Below are 25745 nucleotides of genomic sequence, written 5' to 3' on the forward strand. Positions count from 1 at the left end.
AAGCATGCTGGCGCGCCATATCCACTACTTCCTTGCTGTCGCAGAGCATCAGGGCTTTACCAAGGCGGCGACGGCCCTGCATGTCTCGCAGCCGGCGCTGTCGCAGCAAGTACGGCAGTTGGAGGAGAGCCTCGGCGCCCAGTTGTTTGACCGCTCAGGGCGCAAGACGCGTCTGACCGACGCGGGGGTGGTTTACCTGCGCTATGCGTTACGGGCGGCGCAGGAACTGCAGGAAGGCCAGCGTGCGATTCATGACGTGGGTGATTTGAGCCGTGGGACGCTGAGGATTGCCGTCACGCCCACCTTCACCACCTACCTGGTGGGGCCGCTGGTGGAAGCCTTCCACCGCCGCTACCCAAACATCACCTTGAACGTGCGCGAAGTCGCCCAGGAGCAGATGGAAAACCAGCTGCTGGCTGACGAACTGGATGTGGGCATCGCCTTTGATCAAGTGCACGCGCCCGACATCGACAGCTATCCCCTGCTGGTGGAAACCCTGGCGTTGGTGGTCGGCAACCAACACCCGCTGGCAGGCGAGGCTGCCATCGGGTTGCAGGCGCTGAATGGCGAATCGCTGATCTTGCTCAGCAAGGCGTTCGCCACCCGCGAGCAGATAGACCGCTACTGCAACCAACACGGCATCCGCCCGCGCGTGGTGATGGAGGCCAATGTGATTGGCGCATTGATCGAGGTGGTGCGCCGGACCACACTGTCGACGCTATTACCGGCCGCGATTGCACGGGCGCATCCCGAGTTGGCCGCGATTGAACTGGGGCCGCAACGGTTGCAGCGCACGGCGGTGTTGATGCAGCGCAAAGGGGTGTACCAGAGTGCGGCGGCGCGGGCGTTTATCGAGGTGGCCAAGGAGGTGGCGGTAGCACTAGGAGAAGGCGAACGTTAGAACGCCGCCGATTAAAGGTGGAAGCTGGCTTGTCGAATCGTCGCACCGCTGCGACAGGCTGAACGGGCTGTTGTGGCGAGCGGGCTTGCCCCGCGTTGGGCTGCGCAGCGGCCCCAGTAACGCCACCGCGTTCTTTCTGAAAAAACGCAGCGCCTGATTTCAGGGCTGCTTCGCAGCCCAACGCGGGGCAAGCCCGCTCGCCACAGGGGAATGTGGACACCTTCAATAGGTGTGTAGACACCAATGGCTATCGCAGGCAAGCCAGCTCCCACCTTTGATCGACGGCTGTTCTCAAACCTGAGCAATCCGATAAGCACACCGCCGAGCGCCCAACTGGATATGCTCCACGCGCTCGACCTTGGCACGCAACACCTGCTCGAACACCTGCAATTCTGCGCGGCAAAACCCTTGGCACGCGGTCGCCGCTGCGCAGATCGGGCAGTGGTTCTCCACCAGGATCAGGGCGCCGTCCGGCTGCTCGCTGCATTGGGCCATATAACCTTCACGCGTGCGCAGTGCCGCGAGCTTTTCGACCCGCGCTTTGAGGCCGCTGACGCCTTGCATCTCACGTTCATACAACGCCTGGGTCTGGCGCTCGCGCACGTCGATCAAACGCTCGATAGCCTCTTCACCAAAGGTCTCGCGCACGGTCTGCAACAGTTGCACGGTGAGTTCGGAATGGGTGTCGGGGAAGCGCGCGTGCCCCGCCGCCGTGAGCTGCCAGACCTGGGTCGGGCGCCCTACCCCACGCACTTCGGAGCGGGCCTCGACCAACCCACTGGCGGCCAGCTTCACCAACTGCTGGCGTGCCGCTTCACCGGTGGTGCCGAGGAACTCACCGGCATCACTGGCCAATTGTGGCCCACGGGTCTTGAGCAGGTGCAGCAAACGATCCGCCGGCGACACCGGCGAATATTCCAAGTCATTTCTTGACAAAATAAACAGCCTCGTCGCAATATTCAAAGCAATTACTTGGCAAATTAACCCAAGCCTGCCAGCGGCACAAGGAATCGTCGATGCACACCCAAGACAGCAGCTGGAGCGAGTTGCTCCGGGGCAAGAATGCCCCCCGTTCCATCGCCCTCTCCGGCGGCATTGCGCTGTATGCCACCAACACCTATATCGCCACGACCATTCTGCCGTCGGTGGTCGCTGAAATCGGCGGTCTGGCCCTGTATGCGTGGAGCACCACCCTGTACGTGGTGGCCTCGATCCTCGGCTCAGCCCTCACCTCCAAGCTGCTGCAACGTACCGGCCCACGACTGGCATACACCCTCGCCACGCTGATCTTTATGGTTGGCGTGCTGATCTGCGCCTTGGCGCCGAACATGCCGGTGATGCTGGTCGGGCGCTTGATTCAGGGATTGGGCGGCGGCATGTTGCTGGCCTTGTGTTACTCGATGATCCAACTGGTGTTCGAAGAGCGCTTATGGCCGCGGGCGATGGCGCTGGTATCGGGCATGTGGGGCGTGGCTACCTTGGTCGGCCCGGCGGTCGGTGGCGTGTTCGCCGAGATGGATGCCTGGCGTTTCGCCTTCGGCGCCATGGTACCGATAAGTCTTGCTTATATGGTGCTCACCCACCGCGCGCTACCGCCACGCGACGCCACGGCGAGCACGCCGACCCGCTTGCCGGTGCCGCAACTGGTGCTGTTGGCAGCCGCCGTGCTGGCCGTGTGCGCAGGCAGCGTTTCGGCGCTGCCGAGCTGGAACCTGCTGGGCATCGCGGTGTGCGCCGTGCTGGTGTATGCGCTGATCCGCCACGAATCCAACGCGACCATACGGCTGCTGCCCAAGGACGCACTGAAGTTCAATGCCCCGCTGTGCGCGCTGTATGCAACCACTTGCCTGCTGGTGATCGGCATGAGCAGCGAGATTTTCATGCCGTATTTCCTGCAACACCTGCATGGCCAATCACCGCTGGTTGCCGGTTACATGGCGGCGCTGATGGCGGCCGGCTGGACCGTGTCGGAAATCCTCAGCTCCGGCTGGAGCGGCCGCAGCGCAAAGCGCGCGATCCTCGCGGGGCCGCTGTTTATCGTCGCCGGGCTGGTGCTGTTGGCCATCACCACGCCGGTGGCCAGCCTGGGTGAATGGACGCGGCTGGCGCCGATCTGCCTGGGGCTGTTCCTGGTCGGTTTCGGCATCGGCCTGGGGTGGCCGCACCTGCTGACGCGTATCCTGCAAGTGGCATCGGAGCAGGACAAGGACACGGCCGCCGCGTCGATCACCACCTTGCAATTGTTCGCCATGGCCCTGGGCGCGGCACTGGCCGGGGTAATTTCCAACGTGGCGGGTATCAACGACGCAACCGGCAATGCCGGCATCGCCAACGCGGCACTCTGGTTGTTTGCCCTGTTTACCCTGGCGCCGGTGCTGGCCTGGGTAATGGCGCGGCGGGCGACGCGGGTAAAGGTTGCGGCGGCGCAATTGACCCCGTCCTGACCACCGCCTACGCACCACGCTTGGCGATCCAGCGCCGATACTGCCGCGTGCGCAAAGCGTTGCCCAGTTGTTGCTCGATCAAGGCGCGTAACGGTGATACGCCGGGATCAGGCTGCGTGCGCTGGCTGAGTTTGCGCAGCTGAAGCTTGACCAGTTGCTCGACCGTCGTAGTGGGGAGTGCCAGAGTAAATCCTGAACAGGGAGTGCAACTGGGTACACCCCTTCCAATGTTGGCTCAGCGCGCGTAGAGGCGTTCTCTTCGAACGATCTCTGCGCCTGCACTCAGCGCATTCAACTTGCCCCTTGCAACGTGGCGAGGCAGAGGTGCCATGCCGCAATTGGTGCACGGATAAAGCTTGTCGGCATCGACAAACTGAAGGGCTTTGCGCAGGGTATTGGCCACTTCCTCCGGCGTTTCAATGGCGTGGTTTGCCACATCAATGGCCCCGACCATCACTTTTTTACCGCGAATCAACTCAATCAGTTCCATGGGGACATGGGAGTTGTGACATTCCAGTGAAATGATATCGATACTGGACTTCTGTAGCTTGGGGAAGGCTTCTTCATATTGCCGCCACTCCGACCCCAGGGTCTTTTTCCAATCGGTGTTGGCCTTGATGCCATAGCCATAACAGATATGCACCGCCGTTTCGCATTTGAGGCCTTCAATCGCCCGCTCCAGGGTGGCGACGCCCCAGTCATTTACCTCATCAAAGAACACGTTAAAGGCCGGTTCATCAAACTGGATAATGTCGACGCCCGCCGCTTCCAGTTCCCGGGCTTCTTCGTTGAGGATCTTGGCAAATTCCCACGCGAGTTTTTCGCGGCTTTTATAATGGTTGTCATACAGCGTATCGATCATGGTCATGGGGCCTGGCAGCGCCCATTTGATCGGCTGGTTGGTTTGCTGGCGCAAGAACCTGGCATCTTCGACAAACACCGGCTTTTGGCGCGCAACGGCGCCCACGACCGTCGGCACGCTCGCGTCATAGCGATCACGAATCCGGACGGTTTCACGTTTCTCGAAATCCACGCCACTGAGGTGTTCAATAAACGTGGTCACGAAGTGTTGGCGAGTCTGCTCACCATCACTGACGATATCAATTCCGGCGTTTTGCTGTTCCTGCAATGCCAGGCGCAAGGCATCTTGCTTGCCTTCAATTAATTCGTCACCTTGCAACTTCCAGGGTGACCACAGCGTCTCGGGCTCGGCAAGCCAGGCAGGTTTTGGCAAGCTGCCAGCCGTTGAAGTGGGCAGTAATTTTTTCATGGTAAACAACCTTATGCTTTAAATGAGTCAAACCGCGTAGTGGGCGGACCACTGTTCAAGAACAGCGTGATAGGGCTTGATGAAATTTTCCTCAACAAACCGGCCCTGCTCTATCGCCAGCTGACTGCGCTCTTCTCGATCATAGACAATCAGGGTTAATGAATAATCCTGATGCTTCAAACTGGGCTGATAAGCTTTACCGGCGACCGAGTTCGCATTGTAAATCTCAGGCCGGTAAATTTTTTGAAAGGTGTCCATCGTGCTGATGGTGCTGATAAGTTCAAGAGTGGTGTAATCGCTGAGTAAGTCGCCAAAGAAATAAAACGCCAACGGAGCGGCACTGTTTGCCGGCATGAAATAGCGAACGCTCAAGCCCATCTTCTTGAAGTATTCATCGGTTAACGAATATTCATCCTGCTGGTATTCAACACCCAGCACAGGGTGCACATTTTCAGTGCGATGATAGGTTTTGGTATTCGAAACACTCAGGCAGATAACCGGTAGCTTTTTGAAATTCTGCGTGTACGCACTCGAATTCACGAAGCATTTGAACAGTTTGCCGTGCAAGTCGCCGAAATCATCGGGCGTGCTGAATTCAGCCTGGCCCTTATTATGGCCCAGCAACACCACGCTAAAGTCATAGTCGCGTACATACGAAGAAAAATTATTGCCGACGATGCCGTCAAGGCGCTCATTGGTTTTACGGTCCACAATCGTCGTTTTCAGCACTTCAATCAGCGGAATGGCCTGCCCATCGCCTTCAACACCGATCTGCATTTCAGCGGAAACGATCTCGAGCTCGAGCGCATATCGATCACCGTTGGCATTATCCCAATGCGCTAAGGCATTGAAGCGGTTATTGATCATCTTCAAGGTATTGCGCAAGTTCTCCTGGCGGCGCTCGCCCCTCGCCAAATTAGCGAAATTGGTGGTGATGCGCGTATTTTCAGAGGGGCGATAGTGCTCGTCAAAACAAATACTTTTAATCGTAAACTCAAACGCGTTGTTCATGACCACCTGGCACCTTAAAAAGTTGAGACAGACTTGAATTCACGGGTTGCCTTATAGCGCTGACGCTCAGCCCAAGTCTTTACTGTATCTACAATGAGGTGCAGTTTATGCTGACCATAGAGGGAGAGATAATGAATTGATTTCACCAACCCTTTAGCCCTGCTCATGATGAGCGCAAGGCTTTAAACACCGCACAATCGCGCGCAAAACCATCGTCGAAAATGCCGGGTGTGCTCCTCGCACCTTTCGACCTGCGTTTGGCCATCGACCCCGGCTTTGCTGTGGTGCATCGGCTGAGTTTCGGGCCGGTACGCCCGCACAAAGATTAAGCTTTGAAGTCAATCCGGTTAAGCCTTAATTATAAAAACATGAAGTTTGTAATGCCGTATTGATTTTCGATCGTTAGCCACCTACGTTATAAATCCCGGTTTGCAGACTAATTAAGGAATGATTATGACCGCTCAATCGAAAACCGTTTCCCGCGCTAAGTTCTCTGCACTCGCTGCTAAAATCAACCGCGCTCAACCCGCTGACGCTGCTGACAGCGTCAAAGAAGTAAAAGCACTGCTGGCCACTAAAGAACTGTTCAAATCGGGCATGGTCGCCACGATGGACGGTGAACCCCGCTACATGTAAAGCCCTACGCAAAAAAACCGTTACACACTACGCACAGTCTATTTGATACTTGCAAGCCGGGCCTTTCATCGCATGTTAAAAATCCACGGTGATACGTTGAATATACAGCGCACAGGCAAACATCGCTGCGCACTGCCGTTTTCACTCTATGCATTAGAGGCGCAAACTCTTTTACCCGCCGCCAGCCACCCTATGACCCACAGCGGGTTACTTGAAGAGCGTCGACAACATGTACAGGCCTTTCTTGCCTGTCAGGGCGCAAGTGAATTTATTTCACGCCTGCACGCGGTGTTCATTGGCGGCTCACTGGCAAAAGGCACGGCCGATACACTCTCCGATACCGATGTATGCCTGATCGTTTCCGAGCGCCACCTGATCGGCTGCCTGGAACACCTTGGTTTACCCTATGAACATAGGCAATATGAATATCGAATCGACACCGAGTTTCCACCTGACAACAAACTGGATGTTCGCCTGATCAGCCTGGAAAGCCTTGAGAACATGATAGAGCGCTTTCAGTCGATGACCGACCTTTCAGCCAGCCATCAGGACTGTCTTGCCAACCTGCAAGAGGGTATTTATCTTCACTCGACACCTGAAGTAGTCGAGCTGATACGGCGCATAGATTTCTCTTACGAACACGCGAGCCTCATTATTTCAGACAAGCTCAGATACCTGAAACACTACAACCTCAGCAAATATCTTATCCGCAAAGACTTCTTCACTTACTATGAAATGCTCGGCATTCTATATGCCGCCTTTTGTCATATTTTCTTTGCTATAAACGGGCAATTATTCAGAGGCTACCGTCACCTGCAACGTTTTTCCGTGCGCTATGAGATTTATCCAAGCGCCGTTATCTCAGCATTTTCCGAATGCTTCGAGTGCGCAACACCTGCCGCCACTGACAACCTGCTTATCCAGCTTTCAGGGTTTACCCAAGCGCTTGAAGAACACCTTTAAATGCCCTCACCGAGCCGAGAGATAACCGTGTTTGAAGAACTGTTTGGCATCAGCAAGCAGGTGTTGTTTCCCCACCGCTGGGAAACATCCCTCATCACCTCGAAAACCGCAGCCAAGCCCTTGGTCGGCAATCAAAGCGCTGACTACATTCTCTCCCTGCTGAGCAACCCTGTTGAGCATGAAGATTTGCTGATCATAAAGGATGGAACCTATTGCCGGCGTGACGCCTACACCTCAGGCGGCAGGTGCATCAAAGAAAATATCCGGGAGTTGATCACACAGGAAGGGTGCGCCATTTACCTGCGCTGGCTGGAAAAATATGACAGCAACTTCAATACACTGGCCAACCGCTTGAATGCAGAATTGTCACCGTTCACGTTCAGTTTCTGCCTATTTTATGCCCCCACCGCCAGCACTCTTTTTGACGAACATTTTGACGCCCATGATGCCTTCATCATCCAGTTGGAGGGGAGCAAGAAATGGCAGGTGTGGCCAGCAATCGTTGCAGACGTCGAAGCTGTTTCATCCCCGCACTTTTATACGCCTATGGTCAGGGCGCACGTGGCGGAACATGCGCCGAGCTACGAAATAACCCTGCAGGCCGGTGACGTGATGTACCTGCCTCGCTGCACGATTCATCGTGCGCTGCCCACTGACGAGCACTCAAGCCACCTCAATGTGTGGATGACGCCGCGACCGCTGCACAAATTCATATGGGGTGACGTGAAGTGAAACATGCCTTGCCCGAATGGCGGCCCGTACTGAAAACCGCTTTACCGTTGGTGCTGAGCAATTGCGTGAATGCCGCGCAGAACATGTTGAGTATTTTCCTGGCCGCTACTATCAGCTTGAGTGCAGCGGCGTCTGCCGGGTACATCAATAGAATCTATTTTATTTATGGCGCCATGATCATCGCCATGAACGGCGCCGGCAGCATACGGCTCAACCGACTGAATGGCGACCATCAGCGCGCGGCGTTCGACGCCATGCTCAAACGCATGGTGCGTTTTTCGGTGCTGGGCGCGGTGGCCTGCTTTGTCATATTTTTCCTCGGCGCCCACTCGATTACCCGACTGGTAGAGCCCAATGGCGACGTCGATGCGGTACCGACCTATTTGCGTTGGATGGCGATTTCTTATATTGCCGTCACCTTGGCAAGCCCCTATTACATGGCGTTGATTGCCAAGAAAAAGGGCCACGATATTTTCCGCGCCTTGCTTGTTTCACTGAGCCTTGGCGGCGCCTTTTCAGCCGTCAGTGTCCTGTATTTCAAACTTGACCTGGCGTATGTGGGCGCCGGCTGTGCACTGGCGCAGCTCCTCTATCTGGCGCTGATGATCCGCGCTTACAAACGCCTGGTTGCATGCGCCACCGTGACAGCGCATCACGCGCCGGGCATCCAGCCCACCTTTCAAAACAGCTTCAGCGCCGATGCGTTCAACTTGTTCATGGCAATGAGTGTTTCAACGCTGGTGGACTTCCTGATCCTGTACGTTCTGGTTGAGGATGTTCAATTCGTGGCGTTAATGAGTTTTTACTTTTCAACGACGGCGATGCTTCAAGGTGTTTCGCTGGGTTTTGCAACCGCCGCCTCGGTGTTTATCGCGCAAGCCATTAATGAAAGCAGACGCACCTATAGCGTCACGGTGACTGGTTATCTGCTCTACAGCCTGCCGCTGGCACTGTTTTGCGCGGGCGTCTGTTATGCCTACCTCTACCACGCATTACAGCCAACCAGCCCGCCCTCCGGCGTCATTTTTTTAATTAGCCTGATCACACTGATCAGTTGCATCACACTCTTCGCACAACGGGCAGTCTTGCGTGCCAAAGGCGATACGACCTTTATCAAAAAACTGACATTTGTACTGTCAGCGCTGATCAAACTCCCTTTGGTCTTTTACATTGCCTACGCCCAGCCGGCATCCGCTGAGCGAACCAGCCTTCTGTTCTCTGTCTTCCTGTTGTGCAGCGTGATTGGCCTTGTCGCTATCGGCTTACGTATTTCAAAATCGTTTAAAAGTGACGAGTCCCTGCCCGCTGGCCCACCCGTGGGAAGCGCTTCCTGCGAGGGCAGCCTGAAATGATCGAGATGATTTTTGTCTGTGGTTGCCCGCGTTCGGGCAATACATTGATGGGGGAGTTGCTGGGGTCACTGGCTAACGTGAATTATTGCGGGGAGTTGGGCGTATCGTATTTCTCAACCCAAGTCAGCCAGGAGGCTTTCAGGAGAACGCCGGGGCCGTATGCAGAGGCTTATCGCGCCAACCTGATGGGCAATGCGCTGGACTTCCTTGACGACATCAGGGCAGCCAACCCGCAAAAACCGATCCTGTGCGACTCCACACCGTGGAATGCACGAATACTCACGCAACTGCAGGCGTTGCACCCCACTGCACTGTTTATTTATATGTTTCGCCACTATTCAGGGGTTATCCAGAGCCTGAGGCGCTCCTGGGATCAAGGTTACGAGTGGGCGGGGCCGAGCGACGATAACCGCGCGCAGCTCTGGAGCGACCTGAATAACCGCATCCTGCAATGCCAACACCCCGCCTCGATCGGCATCAGTTATGACGCGCTGTGTGCCGACCCCTTGGCGACACTGGACCACTTGAACACCCAGCTTAACCACTACGGTGTGTCCGGCTCGTTTGACAGGGCAGTTCTATCAAAAAGCCATGCGAGCAGCGTCGCGCGCCCCACACTCGCGACCGTCAATGCGCAGGCGCAACTGGTCATCAACCCCTTGCGAACACGCTGTGACGCGCCTCGCCCGGACGCGGAAGCCACGCCACTGGACCGCGCCCTTAACGCCACCTACCAACAATTATTGCGCAAGTTCCCGACGCAAACCGGATAGCGGGCGTCTGCCCTACTGGTCGAAGGCCCCCGGCAGTTTCCGTATTCAACGGCCTTGCGTAATACTGGACCGGCCCCATCACGGGGGATTCAAACGGTTCGAGTGAGCATGAATAGCACCCAACACAGCGCTTTCGCCTATCAGACGGTCTACCGCTACCTCGTCGAGTTGATCGACGCCAGCCCGTCGTCAGGCGAACGCAAACTGCCGTCCCTGCGCCAATTGGCCGAGCGCCTTGGCGTGTCGGTGTCGACCACCAAATATGCCTATGCCTTGCTTGAGGATGAAGGGCGGATCTACGCCCGACCCAAACAGGGCTATTTCATAAGAGCCATGATTGCCACTGCAACCTCCGCTGACACCAACCTGCTCGATCAGGTGTTCGCCAATGCCCGCCAGCCGGGAATGCTCGCCTTGAGCAGTGATGCACCGGCCATGCTGTTGTCGCTGGAAAACCCGCTGCTGATGCTCGAGCGTGAACTGACTCGCCAGCACCCACGCTCTCTCGCGCCGCTTTACTTACCCTTCGGTGAGCCCGAGTTGCGCGCCGCGTTGGCCGAGCGCTACACCCAATCCGCCGACCGCTACTGGCAGGCCGACCAGGTGTATATCGGCGCGGACCTGCACAGCGTGCTGGAGGCGGCACTGGTCGCCCTGGACCTGTGCGGCACGGTGGCGCTGGTGGAGTCACCGTGTTCGTGGGCGATCCTGCGCCAGTTGCAGGCGGCGAAGATTCGCGTGATCGAAATGCCCCTCGACGCCCACGGGCGTTTCGACCTCGCGGCGCTGGAAGGCGTGCTGATGCGTGAGCCGATTCGCCTGGCGGTGCTGTCGTCGACGGTGAATATCCCCCAGGGCGGCGTGATGCCGGCACAGGACAAGCAGCAGATCTGCGGCTGGCTGGCGGCGCGGGATATCTGGCTGTTTGAAAACGACACCTACGGCGAGTTGTATTTCGAAGCGCCGCCGCCGCGTTATCGCGACTTCGCCGACCTGCAGAAGCTGCTGGTGTTTTCGACCTTCGATAAAGTCATCGGCTCGGAAGCGCCGTATGGCTATGCGGTGTGTCGCGGGCAGGGGCCGCAATTGCAGCGGGTGTTTCTGGAGCGTGGGTTTCGCCTGTCACCGATCCGGCAAAAGGCGATCGCCAAGCTGCTCACCTCCAAGCGTATCGACGCGCATTTGAAAGCGCTGCGGGCGCTGCTGCTGGAGCGCATGACCGGCATGAAAGCCTTGCTGGAGGAACATTGGCAGGTGATCGCGCCCCAGGGCGGCGCCAGCTTCTGGCTGCAGGCGCCGCATGCGGTGGATATGCGTCAGGTGTTTGAGCGCTTGCTGGCCCAGCGCATCGTCATCGCCCCTGGCGAGCTGTTCAGCCAGCACGGCGCCTGGCCGCAGCACCTGCGCCTGAGCTACACCCTCGACTGGAGCAAGGATATCGCCCAGGCCGTAAAACTATTGGCAGCGGCGATCGATCAAAGCCCGTAGCAATGCCGCGCTTCGGGGAACCGGCCATGGCGCACGTCATCGGCAAACCGCTCGCAGGCATCGCGGATAACTGCGCCAACATCTGCGTACTGTTTGACGAAGCGCGGCAGGTGCTCGCCGCCCAAACCCAGCACATCTTCGGTGACCAACACTTGACCATCGCAGGCCGGCGACGCACCAATGCCGATGGTGGGCATCTTTGAATCCAGGGTGATCTGCCGCGCGACGCCTTCGGCCACACCTTCGAGCAACAGGCTGAAGGCGCCCGCCTCCAGATTGGCACGGGCATCCGCGGCAATCACAGCAGCAGTTTCGGCGGTAAGCCCTTGGGCCTTGAAGCCGCCCATCACGTTGACGAACTGCGGCATCAACCCCACATGGGCCATCACCGGAATGCCGCGCGCCACCAGAAACTCTATGGTGCCCGCCAACGCTACGTTGGCCTCCAGCTTCACCGCATCACAACCGGTGCGCGCCAGCACTTGGGCACAGTTGCGAAACGCTTGCTCATTGGATTCCTGATAGCTGCCAAACGGCATGTCGGCAATCACGCAGGCCAGGCGCGTGCTGTCGACCACGGCGCGGGTGTGGCCGATGATTTCTTCCAGCTGCATGCTCAAGGTCGAGGCCCGACCATAGCCGACCATCGCCGTGGAATCCCCCACCAGAATGAAATCGACCAGCGGGTCGATCAGCTTGGCGATGGCGCTGGAGTACGCGGTGAGGGAGACGATTTTCTGCTGGCCCTTCATGGCGACCAGTTGCGGGACGGTCAAGCGTTTGCTGCGGGTGTGGAGGCTCATCGGGTTTTTTCCGTTTGTGCTGAATTCACGGCCCGATTATTGGTAAAACCCGAGGGCGTTCAATGCACAGATTGACGCTAAAAAGCGACCCAGGTTTTTAACCTGATATCATCCGGGCCTTCACCCAAAAGGCACCGAGACATGAACCGCCAGAAAAAACTCAAGCAGCTCTTCAAGGCCAAAGCCAAGAAGGCCAGCGCCAAACTGGCGCCCAAGAGCAAAGATAAATACATCAGCAAGGCAGACCGCGCCAAACTCGAAGCCGAGGCCGATCAAGCCTCAACCAGCGCTGCCGACACGCCCGCTTGAGGGCGTGCCCACCTCATACTTGTTCCAGATACGCCGCAGGTGCCGGGCTGAACCAAAGCCTGCGCGTTCGGCGACGGTTTCCATGTCCAGGCTCGACGCCATGAGCAATTCACGGGCCACGGTGATACGCAGCGTGTGCAGGTAATCCAGCGGGCTGATGCCGACGTGTTCGTGGAACAGCCGCGCCAGGTGTCGGCTGCTGGTGCAGGCCAGGTCGGCCATGCGTGTGACGGTCCAGGCTTCACAGGGCGCCGCGGTGATGGCGTCCTGCACACGGTGCACGGCGGGGTGCAGGTGGTTGCGACCGGTGATCCAGGCTGAGAGCTGCGGGTCGGCGCCGCTGCGGCGCATGTACACCACCATGTCGCGCGCCACGCTGCAGGCCAGGCGTGGCCCGGCCAACTCGGCGAGCAGGTGCAGCATCAGGTCGATACCTGCCGTGACACCGGCGCTGCAACTGACCGGGCCGTCCGTGACATACAGCCGGTTTTCCAGCACCCGGGCCTTGGGGGCCAGGGCCTGCAATGCCGCGCACAGCGCGTGGTGGGTGGTGCACTGACGGCCATCGAGCAACCCGGCGCGGGCGGCACTCAATGCCCCGGCGCACACGCACACCAACCGCTGGCCCGACGGCGCAAACACGCTTTGCAGCCATTGCGTCAGCGTGTCGCTGGCCGACTCAAACGCTTGGCGCTGCGCCTTGCTCACCTTCGATGTGGAGCCGACCAACACCACCAGCGTGCCGGGCGCCAGGCTTGGCGGCAATGGCGCCAAGCCGGCCAGCGGCAAGCCGATTGAGGTTTGCAACTCAGGCACCGGGCTGACGTACTGCAAGTCGAAGTCAATGGCTGCCGGGTCCTCGCTTTGCGCGGCCAGGCGCAGCACCTCGGCGGGGCCGGCCAGGTCCAGCATCAGCACGTTGGGCAACAGCACGAACAGCACCGGCACGCTCACGGGTTCAACTCTCCAAGGCCTGGGCGACGGTGACGATGCGCGCAAAGCGCTCTTCCAGCACCAGTTCGGTACGCTCACGAATCTCGGCGGCGCTGTACTCGCGGCCACTGCGTGCGTGGGTCATCGGGAAGGTCAGCGTTGCCTCGCTGACAAAATCCACCGCAAAACCGCTGTCCGACGCCTGCCGGGTGGTGGTTTCGCAGCACTGTTCGGTGCGGATGCCACTGATGATCAGCGCGCTCACGCCCATCTCCGTAAGCCGTGCAGCCAAAGGCGTGCCGGCGAAAGCACTGTGAAAGCGCTTGTGAATGATCAGGTCGGGGTTGATCGACAACTCGCTCAAGGTTTTGACATTGCCCGATGCCATCGAAAAGTGCCCTTGGTCTTCAACATGGAAGACTTGTACCACCGGGATGCCCTGTTGAACACACCCATCGATCAGCGCTTGCTGTTTTCTCAGGAACTGTGGCAGGTCATTTTCGGACCAGTAAGCAGAATGACGGAATGACTGCTGCACATCGATAACGATAAGGGCTTTGCGGCTCATGACGGGTCCTTGTGGCTTGCATCACAGTGGTTGATGCAAGCCATGGTAAGCACACCTGCCGATGCGCGACAGGCTGATGCCGGACCACTTCAGGACCGATTAGGACATTCAGGCTCAACGGCGCAAATCACCCTGGGACGTTTCCCGCACGGTGAGCAATTACTTGGCGAACAGCTGGCTCATGTCCTTGAACGCCTTGAACTCCAGGGCGTTGCCGCACGGGTCGAACAGGAACATGGTGGCCTGCTCGCCCACCTCACCCTTAAAGCGGATGTAGGGCTCGATCACAAACCGGGTCTCCCGCGCGCGCAGCCGATCGGCCAAGGCTTCCCACTGGTCCCACTGCAGGATGATGCCGAAATGCGGCACCGGCACATCGTGGCCATCCACGGGGTTGGAGTGCACTGATTGCTGGGATTCGGTTTTGGGGTGCTCGTGGATCACCAGTTGGTGGCCGTAGAAGTCGAAATCGACCCATTGCGCACTGGAGCGCCCTTGCGAAAGGCCAAACACATCGCCGTAGAAGTGACGCGCGGCGGCCAGGTCGTAGACGGGAATCGCTAGATGAAAGGGAGAAAGGCTCACGGTGGCTACCTGCAGGTTCTGTTGGGTTAGAACCCGATTCTTCACCACAAAGCCCCATGGATAAAGCGGATATCCTTCGCCCTGAGCCTCAATAATTTTGATGCTCGCGCCCTACTTCGGCGCACCCAGCACTTCGATGACGCACGCCCTGAATAATTCGAAGAGCGGCAATTGGCGCTGGGTGTACTTGGTCAGCAGCACGATTTCACGGTAGAACGTGAGCTTGTCCAATCGCAAAACCCGCACGTCGCTGCCATGTTCCAGCCACAGGCCAGCCAAGGGCACCAGCGACACGCCGAGGCCACTGCGCACCATCTTGACGATGGCGTCCAGTTCGTCGAGTTCCAGCGCCTGCCGGGTCTGGATCTTGTGTGCCTTGAGAAACTGCGTGACCTGGCGCCCGCCGAACGAGCCACGGTCGTACCGCACGAAGGGTTGCTCACGCAGGATCTGCAGCGGGTCGTCGCCCTGCACGTCCTTGGCGGTAATCAGCACAAAGGGTTCGCGGGCGATGACCTCGATATTCAGGTCTTTGGGCAGGTTGAACGGCGGGTGAATCATGATCGCCAGGTCCAGTTCACCGGCATCCACCTGACTGAGCAGGTTGAGGGAAACGCCGGGCACCAGGCTGACCTCGATAAACGGCGCACGGTGTTTAAGCGCGACCAGCGCCTGGGGCAGGAGGCCGGTTTGCACACTGCCGATGGCGCCGATGCGCAGCGAACCGTGAAAGTTGTTGGCGCTGTCGGGCGCGCCCATGCGCGAGAAAATATCGAGGATCTCCTCCGCCAGCGGCACCGCGCGCTGCCCGGCCGCATTGAGCGTGGCGGAGCGACCGGTGCGGTCGAACAGCTTGACGCCCAGGGCGTCCTCGAGGTGTTTGATCTGCGCACTCACCGCCGACTGCGTCAGCCCCACCTGCTGCCCGGCGGCGGCAAAGGTGCCACGGCGGGCGGCGCTTACAAAGGTTCTCAACTCTCTGATCATGGGCCAGCCCTATCGCTCGTTGGGGTTCAGCAACCGCTCAAGGCTACCTGCGGTCGTTCGCCTGCGAAGAAGAACGGGCGCAGGCGCACGCCCACGCTGTTACCGATAAACGCTGCCACCAACCACACCCAGCCATGCAGGCTGCCGGAGGCGATGCCGCTGAAGTACGCGCCGATGTTGCAGCCGTAGGCCAGGCGCGAACCATAGCCCAGCATCAAACCACCGATCACTGCGGCCACCAGCGAGCGCGCCGGGATTTTCAGGCTTGGGGCAAAACGCCCGGCCAGGCCCGCAGCCAACAGCGCGCCGAGGACGATGCCGATGTCCATCACGCTGGTGATGTCTTCCCACACGGGTGCTGCCAGGGCTTTGGCATTGCCCGGCATTTGCCAGAACGCCCAACTGGCCACATCCACACCCAAGCCGCTGGCCACTTTGGCGCCCCACAACGCGAACGCCGAGGTAATGCCCCATGGCCGCCCGGCCAGCGCCAGCGTCGCATAGTTAAGCAGCGCCAGGCCGATCGCACCCCACACCAACGGCCAAGGCCCGCGCAGGAAACGGCGCAGACCGATGTGCTCGCTGCTCACGCCTGGTTCAAGCTGGCCATGACGGCCCTTCTCCAAGCGCACGGTGACCAGCGCAATGAGCGCAAACACGGCCAGGCTCAGAACCATGGCCGGCAACACGCCGAAGCTCTTGACGATGGACACCGCCGGGAACGCCGGCAACGCGAACCACCAATCCACATGGTGTGTGGCAATCAATGAACCGCAGATAAAGAACAGCAGCGTCACCAGCATGCGCGCATTGCCGCCGCCCACGGTGAACAGCGTGCCGGACGCACAACCGCCGCCCAACTGCATGCCGATACCAAAAATAAACGCCCCGAATACCACCGACACACCAGCCGGTGCTACCAGCCCGACCACCGGCTGCCCGAACAACGTGCCCGCGCCCAGCGCCGGGAAGAACAGCAACACCGCCACTGCCAGCATGACCATCTGTGCGCGCAAGCCGGCGCCGCGCCGATCGTTGATAAATACGCGCCAGGCCGACGTGAACCCGAAAGCGGCGTGGTACAGGGTCAAGCCCAATGCGGCGCCGACCACCAGCAACAGCACCTGGCGCGAGCCGACGCTGTTTTGCAGGAATACGGCGCCGGCCACCAGGATGATAAAAGCCACCAAAGGCGCGATAGGCTTGCGCGCGGGGGTCAGGGAAAGGGAGGTGCTCATGGGCTTTCTCGGGTGTGATCGGGGGAAGATTGGCGGTGAGTATAAACCCTGACAGGGTCGGCCTTTGCAGGAATTCAGACGGCCAGGTAAGGCCGCAAAGGTGGCAAAGTTTAGTTTCGCCGGGTGTATTGCTTGAACAAAAAACCTACAGTAACCTGCGCCAAGGCAACCACCTTCAGGTGGTAAGAATGGATTCTGGCCCGCTGTTCGGTGGGCTCTGACAAGGAAGTTAAAGCATGCACACGGCTATCAGTCCGACTATCTATACGCTTGGCCCCGAGGGTACCAATTGCGCCACCGCCGCGCAGTGGTGGCTTGACTCTCGTGAAGAGCGCAATAGCACCCAACGAATTGTTCTGCATGAGACGCTTGAGCAAGCCTTTGATGAGTTGTCCGGAAAACAGGACGGCTATCTTTTAAGCTGCGCCGCGTATCCCGATTTGCATACGCTGATTTTTACCCGCCTGGGTGATATGGAGTTGTGCGACAGCTTCATCATGCCGACCCACTCCATGGTGCTTGCCAGTCGTACCAGCGCCGACCAGATAAAGAGTGTGGCAACCCATCCCGCGCCCCAATCCCTGGTGGCCAGCCATTACCGCAAGGTGTTTGCCAACAGCAATGCCGATGCCGCCGTGCTGTGCAGCACCGGCAAAGCAGATGCGTGCGTGACCACCGTGGTCGCGGCAGACCTGCATGAGCTGAACATCATTGAGGATTTCGGCCAGGTGCCAATGGCCTTTCTGGTCCATTCGCTGAAGCGAGCCGACCATGCAAAAGCCTGAGCCGCTGTCGACCCTGGTCAATATCGTCAATGAAGTGCGCGCCCGCCAGGAACTGGATGGCAGCATCAAGGCGCCGGACCTGGCCGACCAGGCCCTCATCAATCGCTTGATCGCCGAGCTCGACCGGCACGCCGCAATGATCGACGGGCTGTCTGCGCCGCTGCTGACGGCGACGCTGGAAGACCTGGGCAACTGGCTGAAGAATGGCCTGGATCAACGGCCTTTGTTCGATAAGACACTCGCCAGTTTCAACACCCCTGCACCCGGCGACGCCTTGTTTCTACTGGCCCCCATGCGCGCGACCAACGGCCCTGACCCCGAAGGCTTTCGGCTGGAGCTGGTCACCGGCTACCGCAGTGAAACCCCTTACCTGGCAAAGGCCGCGCAGTACACCGAGCACTACGTGGCACCGTTTCAATGCATCAAGCTGGGAGCGGCCTCGAAGGGGTTCCTGCAAGGCAATTGCATTGTGCTGTTTCCAGAGTCCGTGGCGACGGCAGCCAAGGTCGATAAACAGACCTTCGCGCTGTTCTTCTTCAGCAAGTTTCTGCGTATCTACAACGAGCAGACACTCGTCGAGGCAGACCGCTTGTTCGGGCGCCAGAGCCCGTTCCTGTTCGGCCAATTGAGCAGCCGCCAGATGTCTGAGTCAGACATGTACGACGCGCGTTGCTTGTGGGGTTATTACCACGACTATGCGCACCACACCGGGCCACGCCCGTTGGACAAAAACCTGTACATAAAGCTGAATTGGTTTACCGGTCTGCTGGAAGAAACCAAGTGTGACCTGATTACGGTGCGCCTGGTGCTGGAACACCGTCCGGACTTTTGGCGTGAAATCGCCGAGTTCATCCTGCTCGAGCGCATGTTCCGCTACCCCAAAGGCTCGGACCAGCACATGACGTTCGATGCCGGCACCGGGATTTTGCTGTTCGAGATGCTGATCAATGCCAAGGCATTAGTCGAAACCGAGCACGGTCACCTCACCTTCGACAGCGAACGTCTTGGCCAAAAGCTGGTGTCGATGATCGCCGATATCGAGGCCCTCGAAGCACTCGACGACGAGGCCTATCTGGCGGGTGCCAAAGCTTATGTGCAGCAGCATCTGGGCGCACCGCAAACCCCACTGGCACGCTTTAATTTCCCGGCCACGCACTACGCACGCCGCGTGCTGGCCGAGTGCCCCCAATGAATGCATTGAAGGTCCGCCTGCTGCTGTTCACCGTGGCCATTCTCGCGTTGTTCTCGATCAGTTGGCTGCTGTCGAAAAGCCTGCTCGGTAGCCTTGCGGTGATGCATGCCGTTGGGCTCAGGCTATGGGCCACAACGGCCGCCTTATGGCTGATCGTGGCGTTCAGCACACGGCCGCCGCAGGCTTCCAAGCCCCTGCTCGCAAGGATGCCGGGGTTTTTCATCCTGTCGATCCTGGGGTTCTCGCTCTACTTTGTCTGCAGCTTCGGCGCCTTGAAAACGCTGAAAGCCAGTGACCTGACCATGGTCCTGGCGACGATTCCGGGCATTACCTACCTGCTGGGTCTGCTGACACGCAGCCTGGGTTTTTCCTGGCTCAAGCTGGCGGGTGTGGTGATCGTCAGTGTCGCGGCGCTGGCGTTCAATACCCACACCGGCGACGTTGGCGCAGTCAGCCCGTCAGGCATTGCGCTGGCCTTGGTCGCGGCGCTTTCCTACGCCGTTTATGGCCTGCTGTCCAAGCGTTACCTCAAGGATCTGCCACTGATCAACTCGCTGGCCTGGGTCACGCTGATCGCCGCGGCGTGCTTTGTGCCGCTGTTCATTCTCGACCCCGCGCCCTTGTTGCTCCTGAACCTTGAGGACGCGCTCAAAGTGCTGATCCTGGGGGCTGCCTGCTCGGCGCCGGTGTATGTGTTGTACCAGAAGGTTTTGGCCGAGGGCGGTGTGCTGTATGCCAATGCGATTGGCTTGCTGGCGCCATTCGCCGTGGTCACCGGTGAGTGGTTAATCGGCTCCGGCACGACCTTGGGTGCAGTAAAAATCGTCGCGATGATTGCGGTCATGGTGGGGATCACCCTGCTATTCATGGATGCATCAGGCGCCTCGGGCTGGACGTTCAAGCGTCGCGCCCCAAACCCACCGGTTAGTGAGGAAATACAATGAAAAAGCTGGCGTTGGTTTGCCACCGCAGTGCCAAGTTGTCCTTTGTATTTGAGGCCGCAGAAGCGGCAGGTATTGAACTGGTACTGATTTACGACACGACCGAAAGCGCCCCCGCTCACTTGCCGGCGGTCACGTCGACCTGGCAGCTGCCGGTGTTCGACGAGCCGCAGGTGGCATTGGAAGCGTTCGCGGCCGGCGCGCAAGAGAGGGGGATTGGCGGGGTCATGACGGTTCGCGAAGAAGCGATCATCTGGACGGCGCTGGCGGCGCAAAAAATCGGTACACCTGGCATCGATCCCCATGTGGCGGCACTGGCCCGCAACAAGTACCTGATGCGCCAGGCCTTTGCCGAGGCAGGCTTGAGGTCACCGGGCTTTTGCTACATTGATAACCCCCACGACCTGTCGCTAACCCGCGCCCTGGGCTTGCCCCTGGTGATCAAGCCGCTCTCCGGCTGGTCGAGCACCGGCGTGATGCTGGCCAAGACGGCCGAAGCGCTTCCCGGCCTGGTCAACGCTGTCTGGGAGGTGCAGAGCAAGGACCTGGCACGTTTCTATGACCAGGACAAAGCCGCAGGCCTGGTTGTTGAACAGTATTTGCCGGGTAAAGAATTCGTTGTGGAGTGCTTTGTCGACATCGAAGGGGTGCATGTCCTGGCCGTGGGCGACAAGGGTCAACCCGAAGGGCCCTGGTTTGAAGAAACGATCTACCGCCAGCGTCGAGATATCGACGACCCCTTGATCATGGCGCTGTGCGAAACCGCGCGCGCCGGGGTCAAGGCGTTGGGCATTACCATGGGCGCCGCCCATGTGGAGCTGCGCCTGGATGCCAAGCAGCAAGCGTATGTGATTGAAATCGGCGCACGCATAGGGGGCTCGGGGGTCTCGCACTTTGTGGTGGAACAGAGCACCGGCGTGTCGTTCGCCGCACTGTGCATGCAGGCGGCCCTGGGGCTGCCGACCCCGGCACTGCCCGATGTGCTGCCGGCCGCCAAAGTGGCAGCAAACTACATCATTCCTCTGCGCGGCGATGGCCGTTTCAACGGTTTCAGCGGGCTGGAAAAGGTCGAGGAGCACCCAGAAACCGCACGGATCGTGACCTTTTTCGAGGCCGGACACCTTTCACCACCCCCTCCCGCGTTTGGCGGCTACCCAGGGTTCATCTTCTCGGTACATGCCTCGGATGAGGCGGCGAACGCATACCACCAATGGCTTGATGCTGCATTGAGCATCAACTGGAACCAATAAATACCACCCGTAGCCGGGTTCGGGAGTCGTGATATGGAACATCCGCAACTGGATTGGAACAACCTGGGCTTCAGCTACAGGAAAACCGACCTTCGTTACATCGCACACTGGCGTGACGGTCAGTGGCAGGAAGGTGCGCTGACCGAAGATAACCAACTGCATATCAGCGAAGGCTCAACCGCGCTGCATTATGGCCAGCAGTGTTTTGAGGGGATGAAGGCCTACCGTTGCAAGGATGGTTCGATCAACCTGTTTCGCCCCGATCAGAATGCTGCCCGCATGCAGCGCAGTTGCTCACGGCTGCTGATGCCGCCCGTCTCGACCGCGCAATTCATCGATGCCTGCAAGCAGGTGATCAAGGCCAACGAACGCTTCCTGCCGCCCTACGGAACAGGCAGCTCGCTGTATCTGCGACCTTTCGTCATCGGTGTGGGCGATAACATCGGTGTGCGTACCGCGCCGGAGTTTATCTTCTGCGTGTTTTGCATCCCGGTCGGCGCGTTGTTCAAAGGCGTGTTGCAACCGAGCAACTTCATCATTTCGGACTACGACCGCGCCGCCCCCAATGGCACGGGCGCCGCCAAGGTCGGCGGGAACTACGCGGCCAGCCTGCTACCCGGTACCGAGGCACGGCAGGCAGGTTTCGCCGACTGCATTTACCTCGACCCGCTGACCCATAAAAAAATCGAAGAAGTCGGCTCGGCGAATTTCTTTGCCATCACCCATGACAACACCTTTGTGACCCCGCGTTCACCTTCAGTATTGCCTGGCATCACCCGCGCCTCGTTGATCGAGCTTGCGCAAAGCCGTCTGGGGCTCAAGGCGGTGGAAGAGGATGTGTATATCGACAACCTCGCGGCTTACAAGGAAGCCGGTGCATGCGGCACCGCAGCGGTTATCACACCGATCGGCGGTATCCGCTACAACGATCACCTGCATGTATTCCACAGCGAGCATGAGGCCGGCCCGCTGACCCAACGTTTGTTCAATGAGCTGACGGGCATCCAGAACGGCGACGTTGAAGCGCCGGCAGGCTGGATCGAAAAAGTCTAAAGCCCTGACGCCCGCCGTGCCGACATCCCGTGGGTGTCAGTACAGCGGGCCGATCCAGCGTCAGTCAGACCGGCTGAAAGTGGTTATGTCCGACCCACCGAGCCGGTAACCGGCAAATTGCCGAGCAACTTGAGCCCGGTGCTTTTCACAAAGGTGTCGTAATCCATCGGCTTCTGGATACGGGTTTCGGCGTTGGGCAGCACATAGGCCCAGGCGCGTTGGGACGAGGCGTCGTACACCAGCTTGAACAGGCGCGTCGGCACCCACACCTTGTTGTCGCCGACGGTGCTGTAGCCAGCATCAAACAAGGGGCCGGTGAACACAAACACATTGCCGCCGGCCCGCAGGGCGAACTTGCGCACGTCGGCCTCGACCTTGCTCCAGATCTTGCGGTTGTTGGTGGGGTCTTGCGGCACCATGTTCGACAAGGCGAAGGACTGCGCCATGGCATTTGCGCTTGGCGCATCGGCGGCCGGGGATTGATGGCCGCGGTCCACCGCCGGGTGCTGGCTGCGGTAGTCGCTCAACTCGGCGCGGGCGCCTTTGGGAATGCGCGGGTCGGGATAAAACTGGTTGGTGCGCTCTTCACCCTTGGCGTCTTTCAACTGTGCGGCATTCAAACGCTCGACCACCACCAAAGGCGTCTTGCTGGTTTGCGAGTAGAGCACCGCAAAGTGATCCGAACACAGCGCCATGGGTTTCATCGAGGCGGGTACGGTGGCCGTGTTGATCGGCTTGGCACCGGGAAACAGGTCCGCGCAGCCGTCGAAAGAGAGCTGTTTTTCTTGACGGGAATAGAGACCAAGGGCCGCGCTTTGGCAGATGGAGCTTGAGCGCGAAGTGTGTTCATGGGCGGGTGGTTTGATCAGGTCCAGCAGGCTGCGGGCCTGTGCGCCGGGCGAGAGCAGAACAAACGCCGACAGGCCAACTGCAATAATGCGTAAGTGCATGTTTTATATCTTAAAGTGAGGAGCCTAATGGACCCTCACTTTAAACTTTAGTGCGACGCCTGACGGATCGAATTCCAGGCCGCCTGCGCCAGCAACTCGCGATACTCCCAGGGGCTTTTTTTGACCTTGGCTGACAGCCAGGCACGCGAGTAGTTTTCGGCCGCGCCGATGATCAGCGAAGGAATGAGTTCGGCGGGCAGCGGACTGAAATGTTCCTTGCGCCCTTCTGCATTCATCCAGTCTTTCAACTGATGGTTACGCCGTTTATTGCGTGCAATCAGTTCGTCCTTGAATGGGCCGTTGGACACCGCAAAGCGGCTTTGGAACACGAACCGCGCCCACTCCGGTTGTGCATGCACCCACTCAACGTAGCTGTACACCAGCGCCACGACGCCAGCCTGCGCGGTTTGCGCGTCCTGCAAATAACGCTCGCGCAGGCTGGCCTGGTCTTCAAGTGCGGCAAAAAACAATGCGGCCACCAGCCCCTCTTTACTGCCGAAGTGATGGTAGATGGCACCCACGCTGGTGTCGCAGCGTGCGCGAATGGTTTCGATATTGGTCGCCTCGATCCCCACCTCGTTAAAACACGCCAGCGCTTCACGCAGGATGCTGCGCTTGAGGTCGCTGCGCCTGCCGGGGAACGTACGCTCGATAAGGTCGATGGAGTGCATGCGAAGAGGCGCCAAATAAAAACAGTTTATAGGTTCATCGACCGCCAGAGAAAGCGTGGGTTGACGCGAATGGAATTTACAGAATATTGTTCTGTTACGGAAAATTATTCCGCAAACAAAAAAAGGAATACCCAATGAGCCAAGTACTCAGCATGTTCAACAGCGCAGGCCCCGCCGCTTTCAGCAAAATGGTCTGCCAGATGGCGCCCTATTTCAGCACCATCACCCCCGAATTCGCCGAACTGAGCCCCAACCGTGCGGTGGTCAACGTGCCGTTTTGCAAGGAAATCACCAACCACCTGGCCTCTGTGCATGCCATCGCGCTGTGCAACGCAGCCGAACTGGCGGGCGGCACCATGACCGACGTGTCGATCCCGGCCGGCGCGCGCTGGATTCCCAAAGGCATGACCGTGGAATACCTGGCCAAGGCGAAATCGAATATCCGTGCCGTGGCTGATGGCAGCGCGGTTGACTGGCAAACCGCCGGCGACAAGATCGTGCCGGTGGATATTTTCGATGAGGGCGATATCAAGGTATTTACCGCCCGCATCACCATGAACGTGAAGCTCGCTTAGCGCCTACTGCCCCGCCACCGCAGGCCCATCGGCTGACCGCCGTCCCGGTTTGAAGCCATGGGCATGCGCCGTGCAGGCAATCACCAACGCCACCAGCAGCAACAGCGCCATCGCCCATGGAAACGAGGCAACGCCCCATGTCTCAAGCAACACGCCACCGACTACGCCGCTGGCCGCAATAGCGCTGTTCCACGCCACCACGTTCAGCGACAGCGCCACATCGGCGCCCTCCCCAGCGGCATCGGCCAATGCGGTTTGCAGCAGTGTCGCGGCGCCACCAAAACTCAGGCCCCACACGGCCACGCCAAGGTAGACAACCTGCGGCACGCTGCCCAAAAAGCCGAACACCAGGGTGACCGCCGCAAACGTCACCAGGCTTGCCAGCACGGTCTTGCGCAACAGCGGTTCGACCAGTTTGGCCGTCAACCAGATCCCCAGCAGCGCGGCAATGCCGAACACCAGCAAGACTAAATCCACACGCTCAGCCAAGCCTGCACGCGCCACAAACGGGGCAATGTAGGTGTACAGAATGTTGTGCGCCAGCATCCAACTGATCACCACCGCCAGCACCGGCCGCACACCGGGCGTAGTCAGCACTTGGCCCAGGGACAGATGTTGGTGCGCAGGCTGCGGCGGATAGTCCGGGACTTTCGCCAGTACCCACACGATCAGCAGCAGCGTCAGCGCCGACATCAATCCAAAGGTGGTACGCCAACCCACCAGGCCGCCCAGCCACGTGCCCAGCGGCACACCCAGCGACAGCGCAATCGGCGTACCCACCATGGCCAGTGCCAGCGCCCGGCCCTGTTGATGCGGCGCAACCATGCGCCGGGCATAACCGGCCAGCAGGCTCCAGGCCAGCCCCGCCGCCACGCCGGCAAAGAACCGCGCCACCAGGGTTACGCCGTAATGGGACGACAGCGCGGTGATGGAGTTAAACAGCAGAAAGCCGACGATGGTCAGCAGCAACACATTGCGCCGCCGCCAGCCCCGGGTGGCGATGGTCATGGGGATCACCGCCAGCACCGAACCCAGCGCGTAGGCCGTGACCATCTGCCCGGCCATCGACGGCGAAATCGCCAGGCCGTCGCTGATCAACGGCAACAGCCCGGCGGGCAGGGTTTCGGTGACGATGCAGATAAAGCCCGTCATGGCCAGGGCGAGCAAAGCGCCAATGGGCAGACGGTCAGATGACGCGGATAAGCTGAGTGAGGGTGTCACGGGAGACTCCTTGGGACGACTTAAATACTGATCGATATAAATGTTGCGTGCGCACACCGTGCGTTGTCAACGACTTATGTATCGACTAGTATTTATCTCGCTTACCCAGAGGAT

Annotated in this window: 27 protein-coding genes and 1 pseudogene; 15 read left to right on the forward strand and 13 right to left on the reverse strand. The window is 59.2% G+C overall.

Features of this window, described 5'->3' with window-relative positions; genetic code table 11:
• The first annotated feature begins 4 nt into the window (after positions 1 to 4).
• On the forward strand, positions 5 to 901 hold the full coding sequence (gene cynR / locus PSH96_RS19420) for a transcriptional regulator CynR (RefSeq protein ID WP_305460117.1): 897 nt from the start codon (positions 5 to 7) through the stop codon (positions 899 to 901).
• 291 nt (positions 902 to 1192) lie between these two features.
• Here cynR and PSH96_RS19425 read toward each other — a convergent pair whose 3' ends face one another.
• Positions 1193 to 1822, reverse strand: a complete 630-nt coding sequence (locus PSH96_RS19425; RefSeq protein ID WP_305454399.1) for a metalloregulator ArsR/SmtB family transcription factor — start codon at positions 1820 to 1822, stop codon at positions 1193 to 1195.
• Positions 1823 to 1917: 95 nt separating this feature from the next.
• On the opposite strand from PSH96_RS19425, the gene PSH96_RS19430 reads away from it, so the two are divergent.
• Complete coding sequence (locus tag PSH96_RS19430) at positions 1918 to 3345, forward strand: MFS transporter (RefSeq protein ID WP_305454400.1); 1428 nt, start codon at positions 1918 to 1920, stop codon at positions 3343 to 3345.
• A 7-nt stretch (positions 3346 to 3352) separates the two neighbouring features.
• Here PSH96_RS19430 and PSH96_RS19435 read toward each other — a convergent pair.
• From PSH96_RS19435 to PSH96_RS19445, 3 genes and pseudogenes are all read right to left on the reverse strand, one after another.
• Positions 3353 to 3496, reverse strand: a pseudogene (locus tag PSH96_RS19435) (2,4-dienoyl-CoA reductase); the annotation flags it as partial.
• Positions 3497 to 3580: 84 nt separating this feature from the next.
• Positions 3581 to 4615, reverse strand: coding sequence for a methionine synthase (locus PSH96_RS19440; protein ID WP_305454401.1), 1035 nt, complete (start codon positions 4613 to 4615; stop codon positions 3581 to 3583).
• A gap of 27 nt (positions 4616 to 4642) precedes the next feature.
• Positions 4643 to 5626: a DUF1852 domain-containing protein gene (locus tag PSH96_RS19445; RefSeq protein WP_305454402.1), complete on the reverse strand. Its 984-nt coding sequence runs from the start codon at positions 5624 to 5626 to the stop codon at positions 4643 to 4645.
• A 453-nt stretch (positions 5627 to 6079) separates the two neighbouring features.
• Here PSH96_RS19445 and PSH96_RS19450 point away from each other — a divergent pair, with 453 nt between their 5' ends.
• From PSH96_RS19450 to PSH96_RS19475, 6 genes are all read left to right on the forward strand, one after another.
• Entirely contained in the window at positions 6080 to 6262 is a 183-nt protein-coding gene (locus PSH96_RS19450) for a hypothetical protein (RefSeq protein WP_099487348.1), read from the forward strand.
• A gap of 72 nt (positions 6263 to 6334) precedes the next feature.
• Positions 6335 to 7225, forward strand: coding sequence for a nucleotidyltransferase domain-containing protein (locus PSH96_RS19455; RefSeq protein WP_305454403.1), 891 nt, complete (start codon positions 6335 to 6337; stop codon positions 7223 to 7225).
• 27 nt (positions 7226 to 7252) lie between these two features.
• Positions 7253 to 7957: a JmjC domain-containing protein gene (locus PSH96_RS19460; protein WP_305454404.1), complete on the forward strand. Its 705-nt coding sequence runs from the start codon at positions 7253 to 7255 to the stop codon at positions 7955 to 7957.
• A complete protein-coding gene (locus PSH96_RS19465) occupies positions 7954 to 9309 on the forward strand; it encodes an MATE family efflux transporter (RefSeq protein WP_305454405.1) in 1356 nt (451 codons plus the stop codon). The genes PSH96_RS19460 and PSH96_RS19465 overlap by 4 nt, the downstream gene beginning before the upstream one ends.
• Positions 9306 to 10082, forward strand: coding sequence for a sulfotransferase (locus tag PSH96_RS19470; RefSeq protein ID WP_305454406.1), 777 nt, complete (start codon positions 9306 to 9308; stop codon positions 10080 to 10082). Before PSH96_RS19465 ends, PSH96_RS19470 begins: the two co-directional genes overlap by 4 nt.
• Before the next feature lie 108 nt (positions 10083 to 10190).
• A complete protein-coding gene (locus PSH96_RS19475; protein ID WP_305454407.1) occupies positions 10191 to 11570 on the forward strand; it encodes a PLP-dependent aminotransferase family protein in 1380 nt (459 codons plus the stop codon).
• Here the strand turns inward: PSH96_RS19475 and panB are convergent.
• Positions 11558 to 12373 carry a 3-methyl-2-oxobutanoate hydroxymethyltransferase gene (panB, locus tag PSH96_RS19480; RefSeq protein WP_305454408.1) on the reverse strand — a complete coding sequence of 272 codons (816 nt, stop codon included), beginning with the start codon at positions 12371 to 12373 and terminating at the stop codon, positions 11558 to 11560. The genes PSH96_RS19475 and panB overlap by 13 nt on opposite strands.
• A 141-nt stretch (positions 12374 to 12514) precedes the next feature.
• Between panB and PSH96_RS19485 the strand changes: the two genes are divergently transcribed.
• Complete coding sequence (locus PSH96_RS19485) at positions 12515 to 12682, forward strand: DUF2986 domain-containing protein (protein ID WP_065931392.1); 168 nt, start codon at positions 12515 to 12517, stop codon at positions 12680 to 12682.
• On the opposite strand, the gene PSH96_RS19490 is transcribed toward PSH96_RS19485, so the two are convergent.
• The 5 genes from PSH96_RS19490 to PSH96_RS19510 form a co-directional block, all read right to left on the reverse strand.
• Entirely contained in the window at positions 12653 to 13636 is a 984-nt protein-coding gene (locus PSH96_RS19490; RefSeq protein ID WP_305454410.1) for a GlxA family transcriptional regulator, read from the reverse strand. The two genes, PSH96_RS19485 and PSH96_RS19490, sit on opposite strands and share 30 nt — an antisense overlap.
• Before the next feature lie 4 nt (positions 13637 to 13640).
• A complete protein-coding gene (locus PSH96_RS19495) occupies positions 13641 to 14183 on the reverse strand; it encodes a cysteine hydrolase family protein (protein ID WP_305454412.1) in 543 nt (180 codons plus the stop codon).
• A gap of 159 nt (positions 14184 to 14342) precedes the next feature.
• Positions 14343 to 14768, reverse strand: coding sequence for a VOC family protein (locus PSH96_RS19500; RefSeq protein WP_305454413.1), 426 nt, complete (start codon positions 14766 to 14768; stop codon positions 14343 to 14345).
• A 111-nt stretch (positions 14769 to 14879) separates the two neighbouring features.
• Positions 14880 to 15755: a LysR family transcriptional regulator gene (locus PSH96_RS19505; RefSeq protein WP_305454414.1), complete on the reverse strand. Its 876-nt coding sequence runs from the start codon at positions 15753 to 15755 to the stop codon at positions 14880 to 14882.
• 26 nt (positions 15756 to 15781) lie between these two features.
• Positions 15782 to 16993 (reverse strand): YeeE/YedE family protein, encoded by a 1212-nt coding sequence (locus tag PSH96_RS19510; RefSeq protein WP_305454415.1) that lies wholly within the window; start codon positions 16991 to 16993, stop codon positions 15782 to 15784.
• 236 nt (positions 16994 to 17229) lie between these two features.
• On the opposite strand from PSH96_RS19510, the gene PSH96_RS19515 reads away from it, so the two are divergent.
• Genes PSH96_RS19515 through PSH96_RS19535 form a run of 5 tightly spaced genes read left to right on the forward strand, consistent with a single transcriptional unit; the run spans position 17230 to position 22214 of the window.
• Complete coding sequence (locus PSH96_RS19515) at positions 17230 to 17778, forward strand: hypothetical protein (RefSeq protein ID WP_305454416.1); 549 nt, start codon at positions 17230 to 17232, stop codon at positions 17776 to 17778.
• Entirely contained in the window at positions 17765 to 18970 is a 1206-nt protein-coding gene (locus tag PSH96_RS19520) for a DUF6421 family protein (protein WP_305454418.1), read from the forward strand. Before PSH96_RS19515 ends, PSH96_RS19520 begins: the two co-directional genes overlap by 14 nt.
• Positions 18967 to 19914 (forward strand): DMT family transporter, encoded by a 948-nt coding sequence (locus PSH96_RS19525; protein WP_305454420.1) that lies wholly within the window; start codon positions 18967 to 18969, stop codon positions 19912 to 19914. Before PSH96_RS19520 ends, PSH96_RS19525 begins: the two co-directional genes overlap by 4 nt.
• On the forward strand, positions 19911 to 21161 hold the full coding sequence (locus tag PSH96_RS19530) for an ATP-grasp domain-containing protein (protein ID WP_305454421.1): 1251 nt from the start codon (positions 19911 to 19913) through the stop codon (positions 21159 to 21161). Before PSH96_RS19525 ends, PSH96_RS19530 begins: the two co-directional genes overlap by 4 nt.
• A gap of 33 nt (positions 21162 to 21194) precedes the next feature.
• A complete protein-coding gene (locus tag PSH96_RS19535) occupies positions 21195 to 22214 on the forward strand; it encodes a branched-chain amino acid aminotransferase (RefSeq protein ID WP_056861168.1) in 1020 nt (339 codons plus the stop codon).
• An 83-nt stretch (positions 22215 to 22297) separates the two neighbouring features.
• On the opposite strand, the gene PSH96_RS19540 is transcribed toward PSH96_RS19535, so the two are convergent.
• The gene (locus tag PSH96_RS19540; protein ID WP_305454422.1) at positions 22298 to 23164 is read right to left on the reverse strand and encodes a DNA/RNA non-specific endonuclease; all 867 of its coding nucleotides are present in this window, start codon (positions 23162 to 23164) and stop codon (positions 22298 to 22300) included.
• Positions 23165 to 23211: 47 nt separating this feature from the next.
• Positions 23212 to 23835, reverse strand: a complete 624-nt coding sequence (locus PSH96_RS19545) for a TetR/AcrR family transcriptional regulator (RefSeq protein WP_305454423.1) — start codon at positions 23833 to 23835, stop codon at positions 23212 to 23214.
• A 134-nt stretch (positions 23836 to 23969) separates the two neighbouring features.
• Between PSH96_RS19545 and PSH96_RS19550 the strand changes: the two genes are divergently transcribed.
• Positions 23970 to 24410, forward strand: a complete 441-nt coding sequence (locus tag PSH96_RS19550) for a hotdog fold domain-containing protein (RefSeq protein WP_305454424.1) — start codon at positions 23970 to 23972, stop codon at positions 24408 to 24410.
• A 3-nt stretch (positions 24411 to 24413) separates the two neighbouring features.
• Here PSH96_RS19550 and PSH96_RS19555 read toward each other — a convergent pair whose 3' ends face one another.
• A complete protein-coding gene (locus PSH96_RS19555) occupies positions 24414 to 25631 on the reverse strand; it encodes an MFS transporter (RefSeq protein ID WP_305454426.1) in 1218 nt (405 codons plus the stop codon).
• Between the last annotated feature and the right edge of the window lie 114 nt (positions 25632 to 25745).

The sequence above is a fragment of the Pseudomonas sp. FP2338 genome (genome assembly GCF_030687515.1).
GTDB classification, from domain to species: Bacteria; Pseudomonadota; Gammaproteobacteria; order Pseudomonadales; family Pseudomonadaceae; genus Aquipseudomonas; species Aquipseudomonas salomonii.

Coding starts and splice junctions, on each gene's coding strand:
- cynR (WP_305460117.1), top strand. CDS start 5: ATGCTGGCGCGCCATATCCACTACTTCCTTGCTGTCGCAGAGCATCAG.
- PSH96_RS19430 (WP_305454400.1), top strand. CDS start 1,918: ATGCACACCCAAGACAGCAGCTGGAGCGAGTTGCTCCGGGGCAAGAAT.
- PSH96_RS19440 (WP_305454401.1), bottom strand. CDS start 4,615: ATGAAAAAATTACTGCCCACTTCAACGGCTGGCAGCTTGCCAAAACCT.
- PSH96_RS19445 (WP_305454402.1), bottom strand. CDS start 5,626: ATGAACAACGCGTTTGAGTTTACGATTAAAAGTATTTGTTTTGACGAG.
- PSH96_RS19450 (WP_099487348.1), top strand. CDS start 6,080: ATGACCGCTCAATCGAAAACCGTTTCCCGCGCTAAGTTCTCTGCACTC.
- PSH96_RS19455 (WP_305454403.1), top strand. CDS start 6,335: ATGTTAAAAATCCACGGTGATACGTTGAATATACAGCGCACAGGCAAA.
- PSH96_RS19470 (WP_305454406.1), top strand. CDS start 9,306: ATGATCGAGATGATTTTTGTCTGTGGTTGCCCGCGTTCGGGCAATACA.
- PSH96_RS19475 (WP_305454407.1), top strand. CDS start 10,191: ATGAATAGCACCCAACACAGCGCTTTCGCCTATCAGACGGTCTACCGC.
- panB (WP_305454408.1), bottom strand. CDS start 12,373: ATGAGCCTCCACACCCGCAGCAAACGCTTGACCGTCCCGCAACTGGTC.
- PSH96_RS19485 (WP_065931392.1), top strand. CDS start 12,515: ATGAACCGCCAGAAAAAACTCAAGCAGCTCTTCAAGGCCAAAGCCAAG.
- PSH96_RS19495 (WP_305454412.1), bottom strand. CDS start 14,183: ATGAGCCGCAAAGCCCTTATCGTTATCGATGTGCAGCAGTCATTCCGT.
- PSH96_RS19505 (WP_305454414.1), bottom strand. CDS start 15,755: ATGATCAGAGAGTTGAGAACCTTTGTAAGCGCCGCCCGCCGTGGCACC.
- PSH96_RS19510 (WP_305454415.1), bottom strand. CDS start 16,993: ATGAGCACCTCCCTTTCCCTGACCCCCGCGCGCAAGCCTATCGCGCCT.
- PSH96_RS19515 (WP_305454416.1), top strand. CDS start 17,230: ATGCACACGGCTATCAGTCCGACTATCTATACGCTTGGCCCCGAGGGT.
- PSH96_RS19520 (WP_305454418.1), top strand. CDS start 17,765: ATGCAAAAGCCTGAGCCGCTGTCGACCCTGGTCAATATCGTCAATGAA.
- PSH96_RS19525 (WP_305454420.1), top strand. CDS start 18,967: ATGAATGCATTGAAGGTCCGCCTGCTGCTGTTCACCGTGGCCATTCTC.
- PSH96_RS19530 (WP_305454421.1), top strand. CDS start 19,911: ATGAAAAAGCTGGCGTTGGTTTGCCACCGCAGTGCCAAGTTGTCCTTT.
- PSH96_RS19535 (WP_056861168.1), top strand. CDS start 21,195: ATGGAACATCCGCAACTGGATTGGAACAACCTGGGCTTCAGCTACAGG.
- PSH96_RS19540 (WP_305454422.1), bottom strand. CDS start 23,164: ATGCACTTACGCATTATTGCAGTTGGCCTGTCGGCGTTTGTTCTGCTC.
- PSH96_RS19545 (WP_305454423.1), bottom strand. CDS start 23,835: ATGCACTCCATCGACCTTATCGAGCGTACGTTCCCCGGCAGGCGCAGC.
- PSH96_RS19550 (WP_305454424.1), top strand. CDS start 23,970: ATGAGCCAAGTACTCAGCATGTTCAACAGCGCAGGCCCCGCCGCTTTC.